This window comes from Candidatus Polarisedimenticolia bacterium (assembly GCA_036001465.1).
Classification (GTDB): Bacteria; Acidobacteriota; Polarisedimenticolia; order Gp22-AA2; family Gp22-AA2; genus Gp22-AA3.
The window spans coordinates 1-14,692 of record DASYUH010000065.1 but is presented as its reverse complement, the minus strand read 5'-3'; the positions used below and the strand labels follow the sequence as shown (position 1 = coordinate 14,692).

Below are 14,692 nucleotides of genomic sequence, written 5' to 3'. Positions count from 1 at the left end.
ATCACGCCGGCCCAGGCCCTGGGCCTGGCCCCCAGGCGCTGGCGCGAGGAAGAGGTCCTCGCCTGGAGAGAGGACTGGGGCAGGCTCCCCATGGCCGCCTGACCCGGCCGCACCCCGCCTCCACGCTCGTCGGGCATTTTCCTTTTCCTTTGACTCGACCGGGCGCCATCGGCCACAATATCCCCGTTTCGCTCGCACGCGTACGCCCGCTGGCTCGATCCGTCCGGATGGCTGTCAAGGAGCCAATGAGGAAACGCACCGGCACGGTGTGCCTCGCGATGGCCGGCCTCCTGCTCATCCTCGGGGGAGCGTCGACGCCTGCGCTCGCTCAAGACAAGCCTCTCGCGGGACGACTCGTGGATGCGCGGGGGGGCGGCATCGCCGACGCCACCCTGTTCCTCATGCCGGTGGGTCGCCCCCGCCTCTCGGCCGAGATCCAGGCGGATCTACGCGGCAGACCTGCGGCCGGCGCGGGGGGCACGCACGTGACTCGAAGCGCCGCCGACGGCTCGTTTTCGGCGCTCCTGCCCGCCGGACGGTACCGCATTGCCGCATTCAAACCGGGATACGAGGTCGCCTTGAGCGAAGTCAATCTGCTGGCGCGCAACCGGATGGTGATCACCATGGAGCCCGATGAGGGTTCCGGCGGCGGTCCGGCCGGCGAAGGGGAAGGCCCGGGCGATCTCGATTGGATCCTGCGACAGTCGGACGGCAATGTCCTGCGCGATCGAGACCCCGGTCTGGAGGAATGGCTGGCGCGGAACGCGGTCGCTCCGCGGCCGGCGTTTTCATGGGCTCGACTGGCGCCGATCGACGGGGAGTTCGTCCAGCGCCTGAGCGGGGGGAGCCTCCTCGGGGGGGAGTCCTCGGGACCGGGCGACCAGTCGGGACGCTCCACGCGGCTCGCCCTGCGCGGGCCGGCCGGCAGCCAGGCGTCCTGGAGGTTCGACGGCCTGGCCGGTCGTTCCACGACGACGCTCGATTCCGGCAGCGCCGCGCGCCGCGAGCGGCGATCCTCCGGGCTTGGATTCGGCCTCGACTACCGCCCCGGCCCGAGCGACGGCCTGCAGGCCGAGATGCGCTACGGCACGAACCGCTACCTGCTCGGAGGACCATGGTCCGCGGACGGCATCGATCAGGAGCGGACGACGGCCGGCGTGCGGGCCCTGTGGAATCGGCGGCTCGGCGACGAGACGCTGCTGCACGTCGGCGCCTCCTACATGGAGGCGGGCGTGCGGGAGCCGTCCGTCGTGTCCGGGTCCCGGGCGGTCCTTCCGGCCGGAGGCGCCGATCTCGACGGCCAGTCCGATCGATCCATCGGCGCGACCGCGAGGCTCGCGTTCCGGGCCGCCGCCCATGACGTCGGCCTGTCCATGCGCGTCCACGCGTACCGTTACGACCTCGGTGACGGGGGAGCGCTCCTGTCCAGCTTCGACTCGGGCCCGGTGACGCTCGAAGCGGGCGGCCAGGGGAGCGCCCTGAGCCTCTCCGGACAGGATGACTGGCGCGTGGCGGAACGCTCCGTCGTGCATTACGGTCTCGGGTACCACAACGATTGGGCGGCCGGGTCCTCGTATCTCGTGCCCCGCGTGGGCGTGACCTGCACCCTGTGGGCGGCCGGCGACCTCTACCTGCGCTCCGCCCTTCTCTACAGGATCGACGATCGGATGCCGTCCGGGCCGGGTGGCCCGATGCCCGGGCGCTCGGACGAGGCCTTGCAAGGGACGCGCAACCTGGGCTACGAGATCGGTGTGACGCGCCGCCCCGAGAACCGGCTGCAATTCGCCGCGACCTTGTCCTACACGCCGTTCCAGGGATTCGGCGGCGGAGACGGCCCGACCTCTCCCGCCTTCCAGGATGAAGGGATGCCGGTCCTCGCCGACGCCGACGCCGGACTGCGCGAGATGGAATTCGAGGTCGGGCGGGGCTTCGGCTTCGTGCACGGGAGCCTCGCCGGGACCCTCGGGCGGGTGGAGGGACGGGTGAGCCCGTTTCTCCAGGAGGCCCCGCTCAGCAGCCTCGTGACGGGCGAAGCGCGCTACTACCTGACATCGCTCAGGGCGCAGTTCCGGCCGACCGACACGGAGCTGCGCATCGACTACAGGAGAGTGACGGGCGCCATGCAGCCGGCGATCCAGGCGGGAGACGGTGCGCTCGACTACCGCCGCCTGGACCTGGCCGTTTATCAGGACCTCCCCTGGGTGGCCATCGCGAACTCCCGCTGGAGGGTCCTGATGGCCTACCAGGGACTGCAGTACGACTCCCTGGACGACCCCGACCTGCCCGACTCCGGCGCCACGTCGCGCGTCACCGGCGGCGTGGACATTTCTTTCTGACAGGCTCCTAGCATGCGGAAGGCCCTGGCCGTCGCGATTTCAGCGTTGCTCCTTTCCTGGGGCGCCCTCTACTTCTACAACCAGGTCACCCAGGTGGCCCCCGAAACGGGGGTCGAATGGGTCGACTCGTCCCGGGGCGTCCTCGCCGATGCCGTGATCCCGCGATCGCCCGCCTGGAAGGGGGGCCTGCGTCCCGGCGACCGGCTGCTGTCGATCGATGGCCGGACGATCGCGGCGGCCGCCGACGCCGAAGAGGCGCCCCTCGCGGTCCCCAGAGGATTGACGCTCGCTTACGGCGTCGAGCGCGACCGCGAAGAGGCGGCCTTCATGGTCCGGCCGAACTGGGTCGGCGGCGGCACCCCGGTCTACTACTACCTGGCGCTCGTCGGGCTCACCTTCCTCGGCGTCGGAGTGGTCGTCTGGATGCGCGCCACCCGGGCGCGCGCTGCGGTCCCGTTCGCGGTCCTCTGCCAGGCGATGTTCCTCGTCCTGGTCCTCAAGAGCACCGGGCAGGGCGGCTGGCTCGACTGGTCGGGCTACTGGGGCGACCTGGCCGGCTGGCTCCTCGCCCCGGCCCTGTTCCTGCACATCAACTGGGCGCTCGCGGACGAGGACGGCGGCGCGCACCGGCGGCGTCTTCGCCGGGCGGCGTTCTACGTCCCGGCGATCCTGCTGTTCGCCTACCACCTCTACCTGATTCCGTTCAAGCAGGTGTACCACTTCTCCGATCCGCTGACCGTGATCCGGCTGATGGAGCGCCTGGAGGAGGTCTACATCGCGGTCTTCGTCATCATCGGCATCGTCAAGGCGGTCCGCGCCTACATGTCGGCCGCCCGGCTGCAGACGCGCTGGCAGCTCAAGTGGATGGCCTGGGGGAGCCTGGTCGGCTTCCTGCCGGCCGCGCTGTTCTACATGGTGCCGCACTCCCTCAACATCCGCATCGGCGGCTGGAGCGAGCTCTCGCTCCTGCCGATGGCGGTCATCCCCCTGGCGTTCGCCGCGGCCATCGTCCGCTACCGGCTCCTCGATCTCGACATCTTCCTGAAGCGCGGCATCGTGGCCATCGGATTGCTGCTCACCGCGGGCGCAACCTATGCCGCATGCTACGTCGTCATGGACCGGGCCGCCGGGGGGATCACGCCGCGCGGGCTCAACCTCGCCCTGATCCTCGCGACCTTCCTGATGGCGATTTTCTATCCGCGGATCCACCGACGGCTGAAGAGCGTCGTCGATCAGTTCTTCTACCGCGAGCGCTACGACTACCGCCGGACGTTGAACGAGTTCAGCGAGGCGCTGAATCGCGAGCTCAGCCTTCCGGCGCTGCTCGGCAAGTTCCTGGGGCGCGTGGAACGGACGTTCAACCTCGAGGTGGCGCGCGTCTTCGTGCGCGAGGCGCAGGGACGGCGCCTGATCACCGATCCGCCGTCGCGGGCGATCGACCTGGACGATCCTCTGGTGGGGATCCTGCGGCAGGTCGACTACCTCTCCCTGCGCGACCATCCGGGAGCGCCCGAGACCTCGACCGGCGCCTTCCTGATCGACTCGCTCGGGCTCGAGTACCTGCTGCCGATGACGGTCGAGGGGGAGGTCGTGGCGATCCTGGGAGTGGGCACGCCGCGCGGCGGCGAGCCCCTGACCAGCGAGGACATGCAGCTCCTGATCTCCCTCTGCCGGCACGCCGCCGTCGCCTTCGAGGGGGCGAGGCTGTACAGCGCCGTGAACGAGAAGGTGCGGGAGGTGGAGGCGCTCCGCGAGTTCAACGAGAGCATCCTGGAGAGCAGCCGGGTCGGCATCCTGGTCACGGACTCGGGCGGCCGGGTGGTGAACGTGAACCGCGGGTTCGAGGTGCTCTACGGCGACAGCCGCGATCAGATCCTGGGTCAGTCGCTGTCCCAGGTGATGCCGGCCGGCGTGTTCACCCTGGCGACGGACGAGGCGGCCCCGGCGCACGGCCAGGACCTGCCGGACGGCGGCATCAAGGTCTACCGCTCGTCCCTGCGGACGCGGGACGGGCGCCGCCTGGTGGTGAACCTCACCCAGGCCGCGCTGCGGGATCCGGTGGGCCTGCCTCGCGGTCGGGTCATCACCATCGACGACGTCACCGACAACGTGATGCGCGAGCAGGAGCTGCAGCGCCGCGAGCACCTCGCCTCGATCGGCCTTCTGGCGTCCGGGATCGCCCACGAGGTGAACACCCCCCTGACCGGGATCTCCTCCTACACGCAGATCCTCCTGGGCCAGCGCGCGACGGACGATCCGGAATACGGGATCCTGAAGAAGATCGAGCAGCAGGCCTTCCGGGCGGCCGCGATCGCCTCCAGCCTCCTGAACTTCTCCCGCCAGCGCGACGGCGATTACCAGACGCTGGACATCACCGACATGGTGGCGGAGACCCTGGATCTGTTCCAGGCGCACCTGCGCGGCCGGCGGATCGACCTGGTGCGCCTGACCGGGCGGCAGAACCTGAGAGCCAACGGCAACCGCGGGCGCCTGCAGCAGGTCCTGATGAACCTGCTCCTCAACGCGGTCGACGCCATGCCCGGTGGCGGGACCCTGACGGTCGCCGCCCGCGGGGAGAACGGCCGGGTCCAGATCGAGGTGGCCGACACCGGGTGCGGCATCGCGCCCGAGCACCTGGACCGGATCTATGATCCGTTCTTCACCACCAAGGCCCGCGGCCAGGGGACCGGCCTGGGCCTGTCGGTCTCGTACGGCATCGTCAAGGAGCACGCCGGCACTCTGTCGGTCGAGAGCGCGCCGGGAGAGGGCTCCCGTTTCCTGATCAGCCTGCCCGCGATCGACGTCAGGAGGGTTTCGGCATGAAGGGAGCCAGGGTCGAGCTGATGGACAGAGAACCGCCCCTCAACGCCCGGGGCGAGGCCGCGCGCGTCCTGGTGATCGACGACGAGCCGATCATCCGGGAGGTCCTCCAGGACATCCTCGCCCGCGAGGGGTACCTCACCACCCTGGCGCCGGACGCGGAAACCGGACTTCAGGTGCTCGACCAGCAGGAGTACGACCTCGTCATCCTCGACCTGATGCTCCCCGGCCTCGGGGGCTTCGAGGCCCTCAGGGAGATCAAGAGGAGGGACCCGGACGGCATCGTCGTGATGATCACCGCCTACGGCTCGGTGGAATCGGCGGTCCAGGGGATGCGCATGGGGGCGCACGACTACCTGGTCAAGCCGTTCAAGAACGAGGACGTCCTGCGCACTCTCTCCACCGGTCTCAGGCATCGGCGCCTGCTCGACGAGAACCGGTCGCTTCGACGGGCGCTGGAGGGACGGGCGCGCTTCGGCGAGCTCGTTGGAAGGAGCGCCTCGATGCTCGAGCTCTACCGCCTGATCGAGCAGGTGGCGCCCAGCCGGTCGACGGTCCTGGTCCAGGGAGAGAGCGGCACCGGCAAGGAGCTGGTCGCCCAGGCGATCCACCTCAAGTCGGGCCGCCCGGCCGATGCGTTCGTCGTGGTCAACTCGGGGAGCATGCCGGCGGACCTCCTGGAGAGCAACCTGTTCGGCCACGTGAAGGGGGCGTTCACCGGGGCGATCCAGTCCAAGAAGGGGCTGTTCGAGGTGGCGAACGGCGGCTCGATCTTCTTCGACGAGATCAGCACGGTGAAATCGGAGGTCCAGGCCAAGCTGCTGCGGGTCATCCAGGAGAAGGAGTTCCTTCCCCTGGGCGCCGTGCAGAGCCTGCAGGTCGACGTGCGGATCATCGCCGCCACGAACATCGATCTTCAAGAGCTGGTGATGCGCGGAGAGTTCCGCGAAGACCTGTACTACAGGCTGAACGTGATCAACATCAAGCTCCCCCCGCTGCGCGAGCGCCGGGAGGACATTCCTCTCCTGGTCGACCACTTCGTGGCCAAGTACGCGGCGGAGAACGGCAAGGTGGTCCACGGGGTCGCCCCGGAGGCCCTCGCCCTTCTCGTGGAGCACCCCTGGCAGGGGAACGTGCGCGAGCTGGAAAACGTCATCGAGAGGGCGGTCGTGCTGTCCTCCTCCCCCGTCATCGGGCTCGACCTCCTGCCGGAGACCCTCCAGGGGGACCGGGCACGGCCGCTTCCCGGCCCGATTCAGATGGACGGGACGATGTCCTTCTACGAGACCATGGAGCGGCTCGAGAGAGAGATCATCCTCGAGACCCTGAAGAGCGTGCACGGAGTCCAGCGACGGGCCGCCGCCCGGCTGGGCTTGAACCCGACCACCCTGAACGAGAAGATCAAGAGGCTCAAGATTCAATATCGTTAGTGCCATGCCCGGGATCCCCTCCCCCCCCTGCTGCATAGGCCCCGCATGCCCCCCCTCATCATCTTCTTGACAGATCGAGGCTTGACAGTAGAATTACCTCGCGAGCAGGAAGCCGCCCGGTTCACCCCGTCGGATCGGGTTCCCCGGTGGAGGGGGTGGGAGGGCCAAGCCTGACGCCATTTCTTGACAGGGTATTGCGCGATTTCATACACTTGACGGGAACCGTTCACAGGAAGGCTGATCAAAGGCCGGTGCAAACTTAGGGGTCCCCGGGGCGCTGCCCGCCCCGCTCGGAGGTTCATCCCGATGGATGCCAGACGATTCCTCCTGCTTGCCGGCTGCCTGACGGTCGTCTTCACGGTTCTCTGCCTCCCCGCGATAGCCCAGACCAACTCAGGGCTCAAGGGGACGGTCGTCGACAAGGACGGCGCGCCGCTTCCCAGCGCCCGGATCTCGATCAAGAACGGCTCTCTCGGGGTCAGCCAGGGGGCGGTCGCCGACGCCAAGGGTGAGTTCCGCATCGTCCCCCTGCCGCCCGGCAAGGGCTACGTCCTCGAGGTCGCGTTCCCCGGCATGGGGACCATCAGGATGGACGTCGACGTCACCGCCGGGAAGGTCTTCACGACCACGATCACCCTGCGCCCCAGCGCGGAGATGCAGGAGAAGGTGAAAGTCACCGCCCAGACCGACGTCGTGAACACCGAGACCACCACGACCTCCTCGGTCTTCACCTCGGAGTTCATCGATTCCCTGCCGATCCTCGGCCGCGATTACCAGGACGTCCTGACCCTGGCGCCCGGCGTGACCGACGTGGACGGCGACGGCAACCCGACCATCCACGGCTCGCGCGACGTCGACGTGGTCACGCTGGTGGACGGCGTGTCGACCAACGACCCGCTCACAGGCAAGCGCGGCCAGGAGCTGAACCTGAACTCGATCCAGGAGATCGAGGTGAAGACCGCCGGCGCGACGGCCGAGTACGGCCGCGCCCAGGGCGGCTTCGTGAACATCGTCACGAAATCCGGGGGGAACGAGTTCGAGGGGAGCTTCAACTTCGACTTTCGCTCCAACATCTTTGACGGCGATGGAGCCGGCATCGACGATCCCCGTCAGCATGGTGGCCTCGGGGAGCTCGGGCTTCGCGACCTGAAGTTCAACGATCTCTACCCCGCCGTGTCGGTCGGCGGGCCGATCGTCAAGGACAAGGCCTGGTACTACTTCACCGCCGAGTACCGGCAGATCGAGCTCCCGGTGAACGCCTTGACCCAGGCGTTCGTTCTGTCCGCGAACCAGAAGCGGATCTTCGGCAAGATGACCTGGCAGATGTCCACGAACCATAAGCTGCAGTTCACCACCACCCTCGATCCGCAGGAATACGGGAACTTCGGCCTCGATTCCTTCACCGCGGTCGAATCGGGTTACACCCTGAAGCTCGGCGGGTTGAACCTCGTGCTGAAGGAGACGTCGATCTTCAACCCCAACGTCTTTCTCGAGACCACGGTCCAGCACTTCGGTTCCAACCCGCAGGCGATCCCGACCCTCGACGCCGACACCAACCACAACGGTGTCCTCTTCGTCGACCGCAATCGCAATCATTTCATCGACGCCTCCGAGCGCGATGCGGGAGAAGACCTCGATCGCGATCTGCCGATTCCGCTGTTCGACATCTTCGAGGATCTCAACGACAACGGCGTGCTCGACCTCGGGGAGGACCGGGACGGCGATGGGAAGCTGACGCGGTCGAGGGCGGGGTGCGAAGGGTACACGCGCGAGGACGTCGACTGCGACGGCCACATCGACCTGTTCTGGGAGGACATGAACTACAACGGCGCCCTGGATCCCACGGAGGACAAGGACGGGGACCGCCACCTCGATTACATCGACGAAGACTTCAATCACAACGGGGTCCTCGACCTCGATCTCGGAGAGGATCGGAACGGGAACGGTCACCTGGACACCCGGGACGCCCAGTTCGCAGAGGATTTCCCCCTGATCTTCCCGTACATCGAGGATCGCAATCGCAACCAGAACATCGATGACCGGACTCGTCCGATCCCATCCGATCAGATCAACTTCGGCCTGCCCAGCGACCCCGATTTTCATCGAATCGAAGCCTCCTATCCGTATGGCCGGTTCTTCCCGATTCCGCGGGACCGGGACTACGAGATTGACCAGGCCACCAGCCGTACCACCGGGCCGAACGCCGGAAACATCCCGGGGCAGCGGGGCAGCACCGATTACAAGGCGAAGACGGGACGCATCACGCTGAAGGAAGATCTGACGGTCTTCGTTTCCGACTGGCACGGGCAGCATGACATGAAGTACGGGGGCGTGGTGGAGCGCGAGACCTACGAGCAGGACACCGATCTCCGTCCCATCCTCTTTCCGCACGCCCGTCCGCTGGCCGGCGCCTCCATCAATCCGGCCATCGGAGTCCAGCTGCCGGCCGAGAACCATGTCTTCAACGAGGCCACCAACACGACCTTCGGCATGTACGCCGTCGACACGTACAAGCCGCTGCCGAACCTGACCCTGGGCCTGGGCATCCGGTTCGATCGCGAGGCGACCGATTCGTTCGGGTATACTCCGTTCGACCCGGTCGCGGAGCGCGATCTCTATGACCGCCTCAAGGCACTCGGCGGCGACGAAGGGTTTCCGGACGATTTGATCGGCAACAACGACGGTGTCGAGAGCCACGGATACTGCGCCGACCCGATCTTTAATGGAGTGGGCATCGGCGGCCCCTGTGACTATCCTGGGCTTCCATCTGGCGATGACGCCAACAGCACCTCCATCAGGGCCGTCAAGCAGGACCTGGCGCTACTGACGCGCATAGCGCCGTCGCGCCTCACGCAGCACCACACGGCGACGACCGTCGTGGCAGCGAGCCTCCAGAGCCTGTTCCCCGAGGCGGTGTCGCAAGATCCGGTCACGGGGGACCTGATCATCGACCGCCAGAAGCTGCGGGAGGTGGGCGCCGCCACCTTCCAGGAGCACGAGGCGTTCCGGCTGACGAACAACAACCTGGCGCCGCGCGTCTCGATTTCCTGGGACCCCTGGGCCGACTCCAAGACGAAGGTCTACCTGAACTGGGGCCGTTTCTACGACCGGTTGTTCCTCCAGACCGTCGTTCCGGAGGAAGGCCCGGACACGATTTTCCGCTATTACGAAGCCGATGCGAGCGGCGTTTCGGCCTCGGGCGTCCCGAACAACGGGATTGGGCCCCCCCTCGCCAAGGCGCCACCGAGCGCCAGCCAGGTCGACCGGGGACTGCAGACTCCATTCTCGGACGAGATGACCATCGGGTTCGAGCGCGAGCTGGCCCCCGAACTGTCGCTGCGCTTCACCTACATCAACAAGCGGTACCGCGATCAGCTGCAGGATCGGGACATCAATCACTCCATCCGATGCTGCATGTCCGATGGCTTTTCTCCCCTGGACACTCTCGGCATCCTGCTGCCGGGCAGCGCGAACCAGAGTGCGTCCACTCGCTCCCCCGACAACAAGCCGGACCTGTACATCCACAATTTCTTCTTCAACCAGATCTTCCGGGTCGGCAACATCAATCGATCCACCTATAGCGGCGTCGAGATCCAGCTGACCAAGCGGTTGAGCAGGAAGTGGCAGATGGACGCGTCCTATACGTACTCGCGGAACCGCGCCCAGGCGGAGAGCTTCGACTCGTCGCTCGGCGACGATCCGGCCACGGTCGGCCAGGAGTTCTCGTACGCCGCGGACGATCTCCGGCACGTGATCAAACTCAACGCGAGCACCTACCTGCCGAAGGACTGGCAGGTCGGCACGACGATCAACTGGAGTTCGGGCCTGCCCTACTCGATCGTGAGCAACTTCCTGGCGCTCAATAACTTCGACTACCCGCAGTTCCGCCTCCTGTACGGCTACGTGCCCGATGAGCCCGACGTGCACGGGGATCGGAACTTCAGGATCCTGCGCCGGAACGATCATCGAAACGATCCGATCTTCACCATCGACCTGCTGGCGCGCAAATCGTTCGTGCTCGGCAAGTTGAACGCCAAGGTGAACTTCACGGTCGAGAACCTGCTGAACAAGGACTTCCTGACCATCAACACGTACGAGCCCGCGTCGCCCAACCGGAGCGGCAATCTGCAGCTCGACGCGGATCGCGACTTCGGGCGCCGCTTCCAGGCCGGAATCGAGTTCCAGTTCTAGATCGCGGGCGCACGCCACCCGCGAGGGACGGCTGCGCCCGGATGGCCCTTCTCTTCTACAACACGCTGACGCGCCGGGAGCAGGCGTTCGAGCCCCTCCATCCCGGAGAGGTTCGTCTGTACACCTGCGGCCCGACGGTCTACGACTTCGCGCACATCGGCAATTTCAGGACCTACCTCTGGGAGGACCTGCTCCGGAGGCATCTCAAGCTGCGGGGCTACCGCGTGACGCAGGTGATGAACCTGACGGACGTGGACGACAAGACGATCGCCAACGCGCGCGCGGCCAGCCTCTCCCTGGAGGAGTACACGAAGAAGTACATCGACGCCTTCTTCGAGGACCTGGATGCCCTGGGCATCGAGCGGGCGGAGCACTATCCGAGGGCCACCGCCTACATCCCGCAGATGGTGCGCCTCGCGCAGAGGCTCCTGGAGAAGGGGCACGTGTACGAGAGCCGCGGGTCGTTCTACTTCAGGATCTCCACCTTTCCCCAGTATGGAAGGCTGTCCCACCTGGACGCGGCCGCGGGGGCCGGCCAGGCGCGCATCGATTCGGACGAGTACGACAAGGACAACCCGCGCGATTTCGCCGTCTGGAAGGCCCCCCGGGACGGCGAGCCGTTCTGGGAGACGGAGCTCGGCCCGGGACGCCCCGGCTGGCACATGGAATGCTCTGCCATGTCGATGCAGCTCCTGGGCGAGACCTTCGACATCCACACCGGGGGCGTGGACAACATCTTCCCGCATCACGAGAACGAGATCGCGCAGAGCGAGGCGGCCACCGGCAAGCCGTTCGTGCGCTACTGGATGCACGCCGCCCACCTGATCGTGGACGGGGAGAAGATGTCCAAGTCGAAGGGCAACTTCTTCACCCTGCGCGACCTGGCGGAGCGCGGCTACGATTTGCGGGCGATCCGCTTCATGCTTCTCTCGGTCCACTACCGGAAGCCGCTCAACTTCACGCTCGAGGGGCTCTCGCAGGCCCGGGCCGCCCTCGCGCGGCTGGACGACCTCGCCCTGAGACTCGACGAGGTCGCCCCGGCCCTGGAAGGGCCCGAAGGGGGGCTGGCGGCGACGGCACGGGAGAGGCACCGGGGCATGCTCGAGGATCTCGACTCGGACCTCAACACGGCGGGGGCCCTCGGGCACCTGTTCGAGCTGGTCCGCGAGACCCACACGGCGCTCGATTCGGGGAGGATCGGCCGCCAGGACCTGGATGCCGTGCGCGGTGTCCTCGCGGACTTCACGAGCGTCTTCGGCATCCGCCCCGGACAGCGCGTGGACCTCGAAGCCGACATCGAGGCCGCCATCCGCCGGCGCGCCGAGGCCCGTGCCCGCCGGGACTTCGCCGAGGCCGATCGGATCCGCGACGAGCTCCTGGGACGCGGAATCGTCCTCGAAGACACCCCGCAGGGAGTGCGCTGGAAGCGCAAGGGCGCCTGAAAACGGGGCGCTCCACCCCCATCCCGGCTAAACCCGCCGCCCCCGGGCTGGGTCTAAGAACCAGAGGAGGCGATGCAGGCTGACCCGGACCTTCGGGACAGTGACGACGTGCTGGTGGCGCGCTTCCTCCAGGGGGACGAGCGGGCCTTCGACCTTCTGGTCGAGCGCCACCGCGTCGCGATCTACCGCATCGCGTACAGGTTCCTGGGGAGCCACGAGGAGGCGGACGATGTGTCGCAGGAGGCTTTCTTGAGGGCCTACAGGTCGCTCCGCGGCTTCAGGGGGGAGGCGTCGTTCCGCACCTGGATCACCCGTATCGCCATCAACCTGGCCCTCAGGGCCCGCCGATCGCGACGCGCGACGGTCCCCCTTCAGGACGCCCTCGCGATGCCGTGCGGCGCCGCGGGGCCCGAGGCCGCCCTCAAGAGCCAGGTCCGGCAGGCGGTGGGGGACCTGCCGCCGCGCCAGAGGCAGGTCCTGCTCCTGAAGGTGTACGAGGGGATGAAGTTCACCGAGATTGCCCAGATCGCCGGGATCTCGATCGGCACCGCCAAGGCGACGTTCTTTCAGGCGGTGCGGAGCCTCCGAGGCCGCCTGGCTCCCTTGAGCGGCGGCCAGGGAGAGGGAGCCTGACGATGCCGGCGTGCGACGCAGTCCATGATCGGATCGCGCAGTGGATCGCCGGCGAGCTCGATCCGGAGCCCCGCCGCGAGCTCGAGGCGCACCTGGGCGCCTGCACCGGCTGCGCGGCCGAGGCCGGACGCCTCCGGGAGGCGCTCGCACTCCTGGAGCACGACGAAGGGCCGGACCCGGGCCCGCTCTACTGGGGGTCGTTCGGATCGCGTCTCCGCGCGCGCATCGCGGCCTCCGCGCGGCGCCGGAGCCTCCTGCGCCTGGCGGCTGTGGCGGCCGCATTGGCCGTCGCGGTCGCGGGGCTCGCCATCTTCCAGGTCCGCCTTCCATCCGTCCCGCGGGAACTCTCGGGCGGAGAGCAGGCGGCGGTCACGGTCACGCCGCGGGCCCTGCCGGTGGCCGAGGCCGATGCCCGCCTGGCGGAGCTCCTGAACGAGGCGCCGGCCCGCGATCAGGACCTGTCCGACTTGAATGCCCTGCTGGACGAAATCGCCCCGCTGGACACGCCCGATGCGGCGGACGCCCTCGGCCGGGTCCCGCCGGACGAAGGCCCACTGCTGGTCGAGGAGCTGCTGGATGGGCACGGCTAGCCGGCCCATGGAAAAAGGAGGCTGGAACTCGATGAACGGAGTCCGGTTCGGACATGCGGTCTGTCTCGTCCTGCTCGCATTGATATCGGTCGGCGCGGCGGGGCCGGAGGGACGACCTCCCGGGTCGCGCCGCGCCCCCGGCGGCCCGGAGCGCCCGGAAGAGATGCGCCAGGCCATGGAACAGATGGTGATCGCGCGCCTGAGCCGGGCGCTGCACCTGACGGAGGCCCAGGAAGCGGTCGCCATCCCCCGCTTCGAGGAGCTGATGCAGGCGCGCCGCGAGCACGCCGCCGCGCGGCGCTCGGCCCTCGGACGGCTGCGGGCGCTTCTCGTCGACGAGACAGCCTCCGATCAGGAAATCGACAAAGCGCTCCGGGAGGTCCGGGCCGGAGAGGAGGATTTCCGGCGCCGCGAGGGACAGCTCCGGAGCGCCCTGGACGATGGCCTGACCCGGCGGCAGCAGGCGCGACTGGTGTTCTTCGAAGAGCGACTTCACAGGGTCATGCAACGCCGTCTCCGGGAGGCGGCCGGCCGGGGCGCGGAGCGCCGCCCCGAGCCGGGGCGCCGGCCCGATGTCGGACGCCGGCCGCCGCGACCGGACGTGGACGGGCCGGGGAGTGGATCGGGCCCGGAGGACGAACCGGACGTCGAAGAGGACGACCTGTGATCGCGTCCTTCGGCCGCCTGGCTGAGGACCGGCCACCCTATGACGACGGACCGGCCCGCCGGGTCGGAGCCTCCGGCCACACCGGCCTGGGACAACGGGGGGAGGAGGTGGCCGCCCGGCACCTCCTGTCGCTCGGCTTCGTCATCCTGGAGCGCCGCTTCAGGACGCGTGCCGGCGAGATCGACCTCATCGCGTGGGACGGGGACACCCTGGTTTTCGTCGAGGTCAAGGCGCGTTCCTCTCTGGCCTGCGGGCGCCCCGCCGAGGCGGTCGACGGCCGGAAGCGCGGCCGGATCGCCCGCGCCGCCTCCCTCTACCTGGCGCGCCGCGGGGACGGAGAGGCCCCGTGCCGGTTCGACGTCGTCGAAGTCCTCGAGGAACCGGGATCGCCGGCGCGCGTCCGCCTGATCCGGAACGCCTTCGAAGCCTGATCCGCCGCGCGTGACTAGGTTCAGATACATATGAGACAGACGAAGGAGTAGAAGAGGGGCCTCCACAGGAGGCTCCCGATGCAGTTCAAGGGTCTGCCCCGGACCATGGTCCGGGGCAGTCAGCTTCGTCCCCCCGACCTTTCTCCCGACGC

Annotated in this window: 9 protein-coding genes; all 9 read left to right on the top strand. The window is 68.0% G+C overall.

The genetic code is table 11. The annotated features are described in order from the left end of the window. Positions 1 to 245: 245 nt before the first annotated feature. The 9 genes from VGV60_12915 (at position 246) to VGV60_12875 (ending at position 14,540) form a co-directional block, all read left to right on the top strand. Positions 246 to 2,336 carry a carboxypeptidase-like regulatory domain-containing protein gene (locus tag VGV60_12915; protein HEV8702168.1) on the top strand — a complete coding sequence of 697 codons (2,091 nt, stop codon included), beginning with the start codon at positions 246 to 248 and terminating at the stop codon, positions 2,334 to 2,336. 12 nt (positions 2,337 to 2,348) lie between these two features. Next, a complete protein-coding gene (locus VGV60_12910; protein ID HEV8702167.1) occupies positions 2,349 to 5,159 on the top strand; it encodes an ATP-binding protein in 2,811 nt (936 codons plus the stop codon). Further along, positions 5,156 to 6,586 carry a sigma-54 dependent transcriptional regulator gene (locus VGV60_12905; GenBank protein ID HEV8702166.1) on the top strand — a complete coding sequence of 477 codons (1,431 nt, stop codon included), beginning with the start codon at positions 5,156 to 5,158 and terminating at the stop codon, positions 6,584 to 6,586. The genes VGV60_12910 and VGV60_12905 overlap by 4 nt, the downstream gene beginning before the upstream one ends. 306 nt (positions 6,587 to 6,892) lie before the next feature. Further along, positions 6,893 to 10,777 (top strand): TonB-dependent receptor, encoded by a 3,885-nt coding sequence (locus VGV60_12900; protein HEV8702165.1) that lies wholly within the window; start codon positions 6,893 to 6,895, stop codon positions 10,775 to 10,777. 41 nt (positions 10,778 to 10,818) lie between these two features. Continuing rightward, the gene (cysS, locus tag VGV60_12895) at positions 10,819 to 12,219 is read left to right on the top strand and encodes a cysteine--tRNA ligase (protein HEV8702164.1); all 1,401 of its coding nucleotides are present in this window, start codon (positions 10,819 to 10,821) and stop codon (positions 12,217 to 12,219) included. A 72-nt stretch (positions 12,220 to 12,291) separates the two neighbouring features. Then, entirely contained in the window at positions 12,292 to 12,852 is a 561-nt protein-coding gene (locus VGV60_12890; GenBank protein ID HEV8702163.1) for an RNA polymerase sigma factor, read from the top strand. Positions 12,853 to 12,854: 2 nt separating this feature from the next. After that, on the top strand, positions 12,855 to 13,442 hold the full coding sequence (locus tag VGV60_12885; protein HEV8702162.1) for a zf-HC2 domain-containing protein: 588 nt from the start codon (positions 12,855 to 12,857) through the stop codon (positions 13,440 to 13,442). 31 nt (positions 13,443 to 13,473) lie between these two features. Next, the gene (locus VGV60_12880) at positions 13,474 to 14,109 is read left to right on the top strand and encodes a hypothetical protein (GenBank protein HEV8702161.1); all 636 of its coding nucleotides are present in this window, start codon (positions 13,474 to 13,476) and stop codon (positions 14,107 to 14,109) included. Next, complete coding sequence (locus tag VGV60_12875) at positions 14,106 to 14,540, top strand: YraN family protein (protein HEV8702160.1); 435 nt, start codon at positions 14,106 to 14,108, stop codon at positions 14,538 to 14,540. The genes VGV60_12880 and VGV60_12875 overlap by 4 nt, the downstream gene beginning before the upstream one ends. The last annotated feature ends 152 nt before the right edge of the window (positions 14,541 to 14,692 follow it).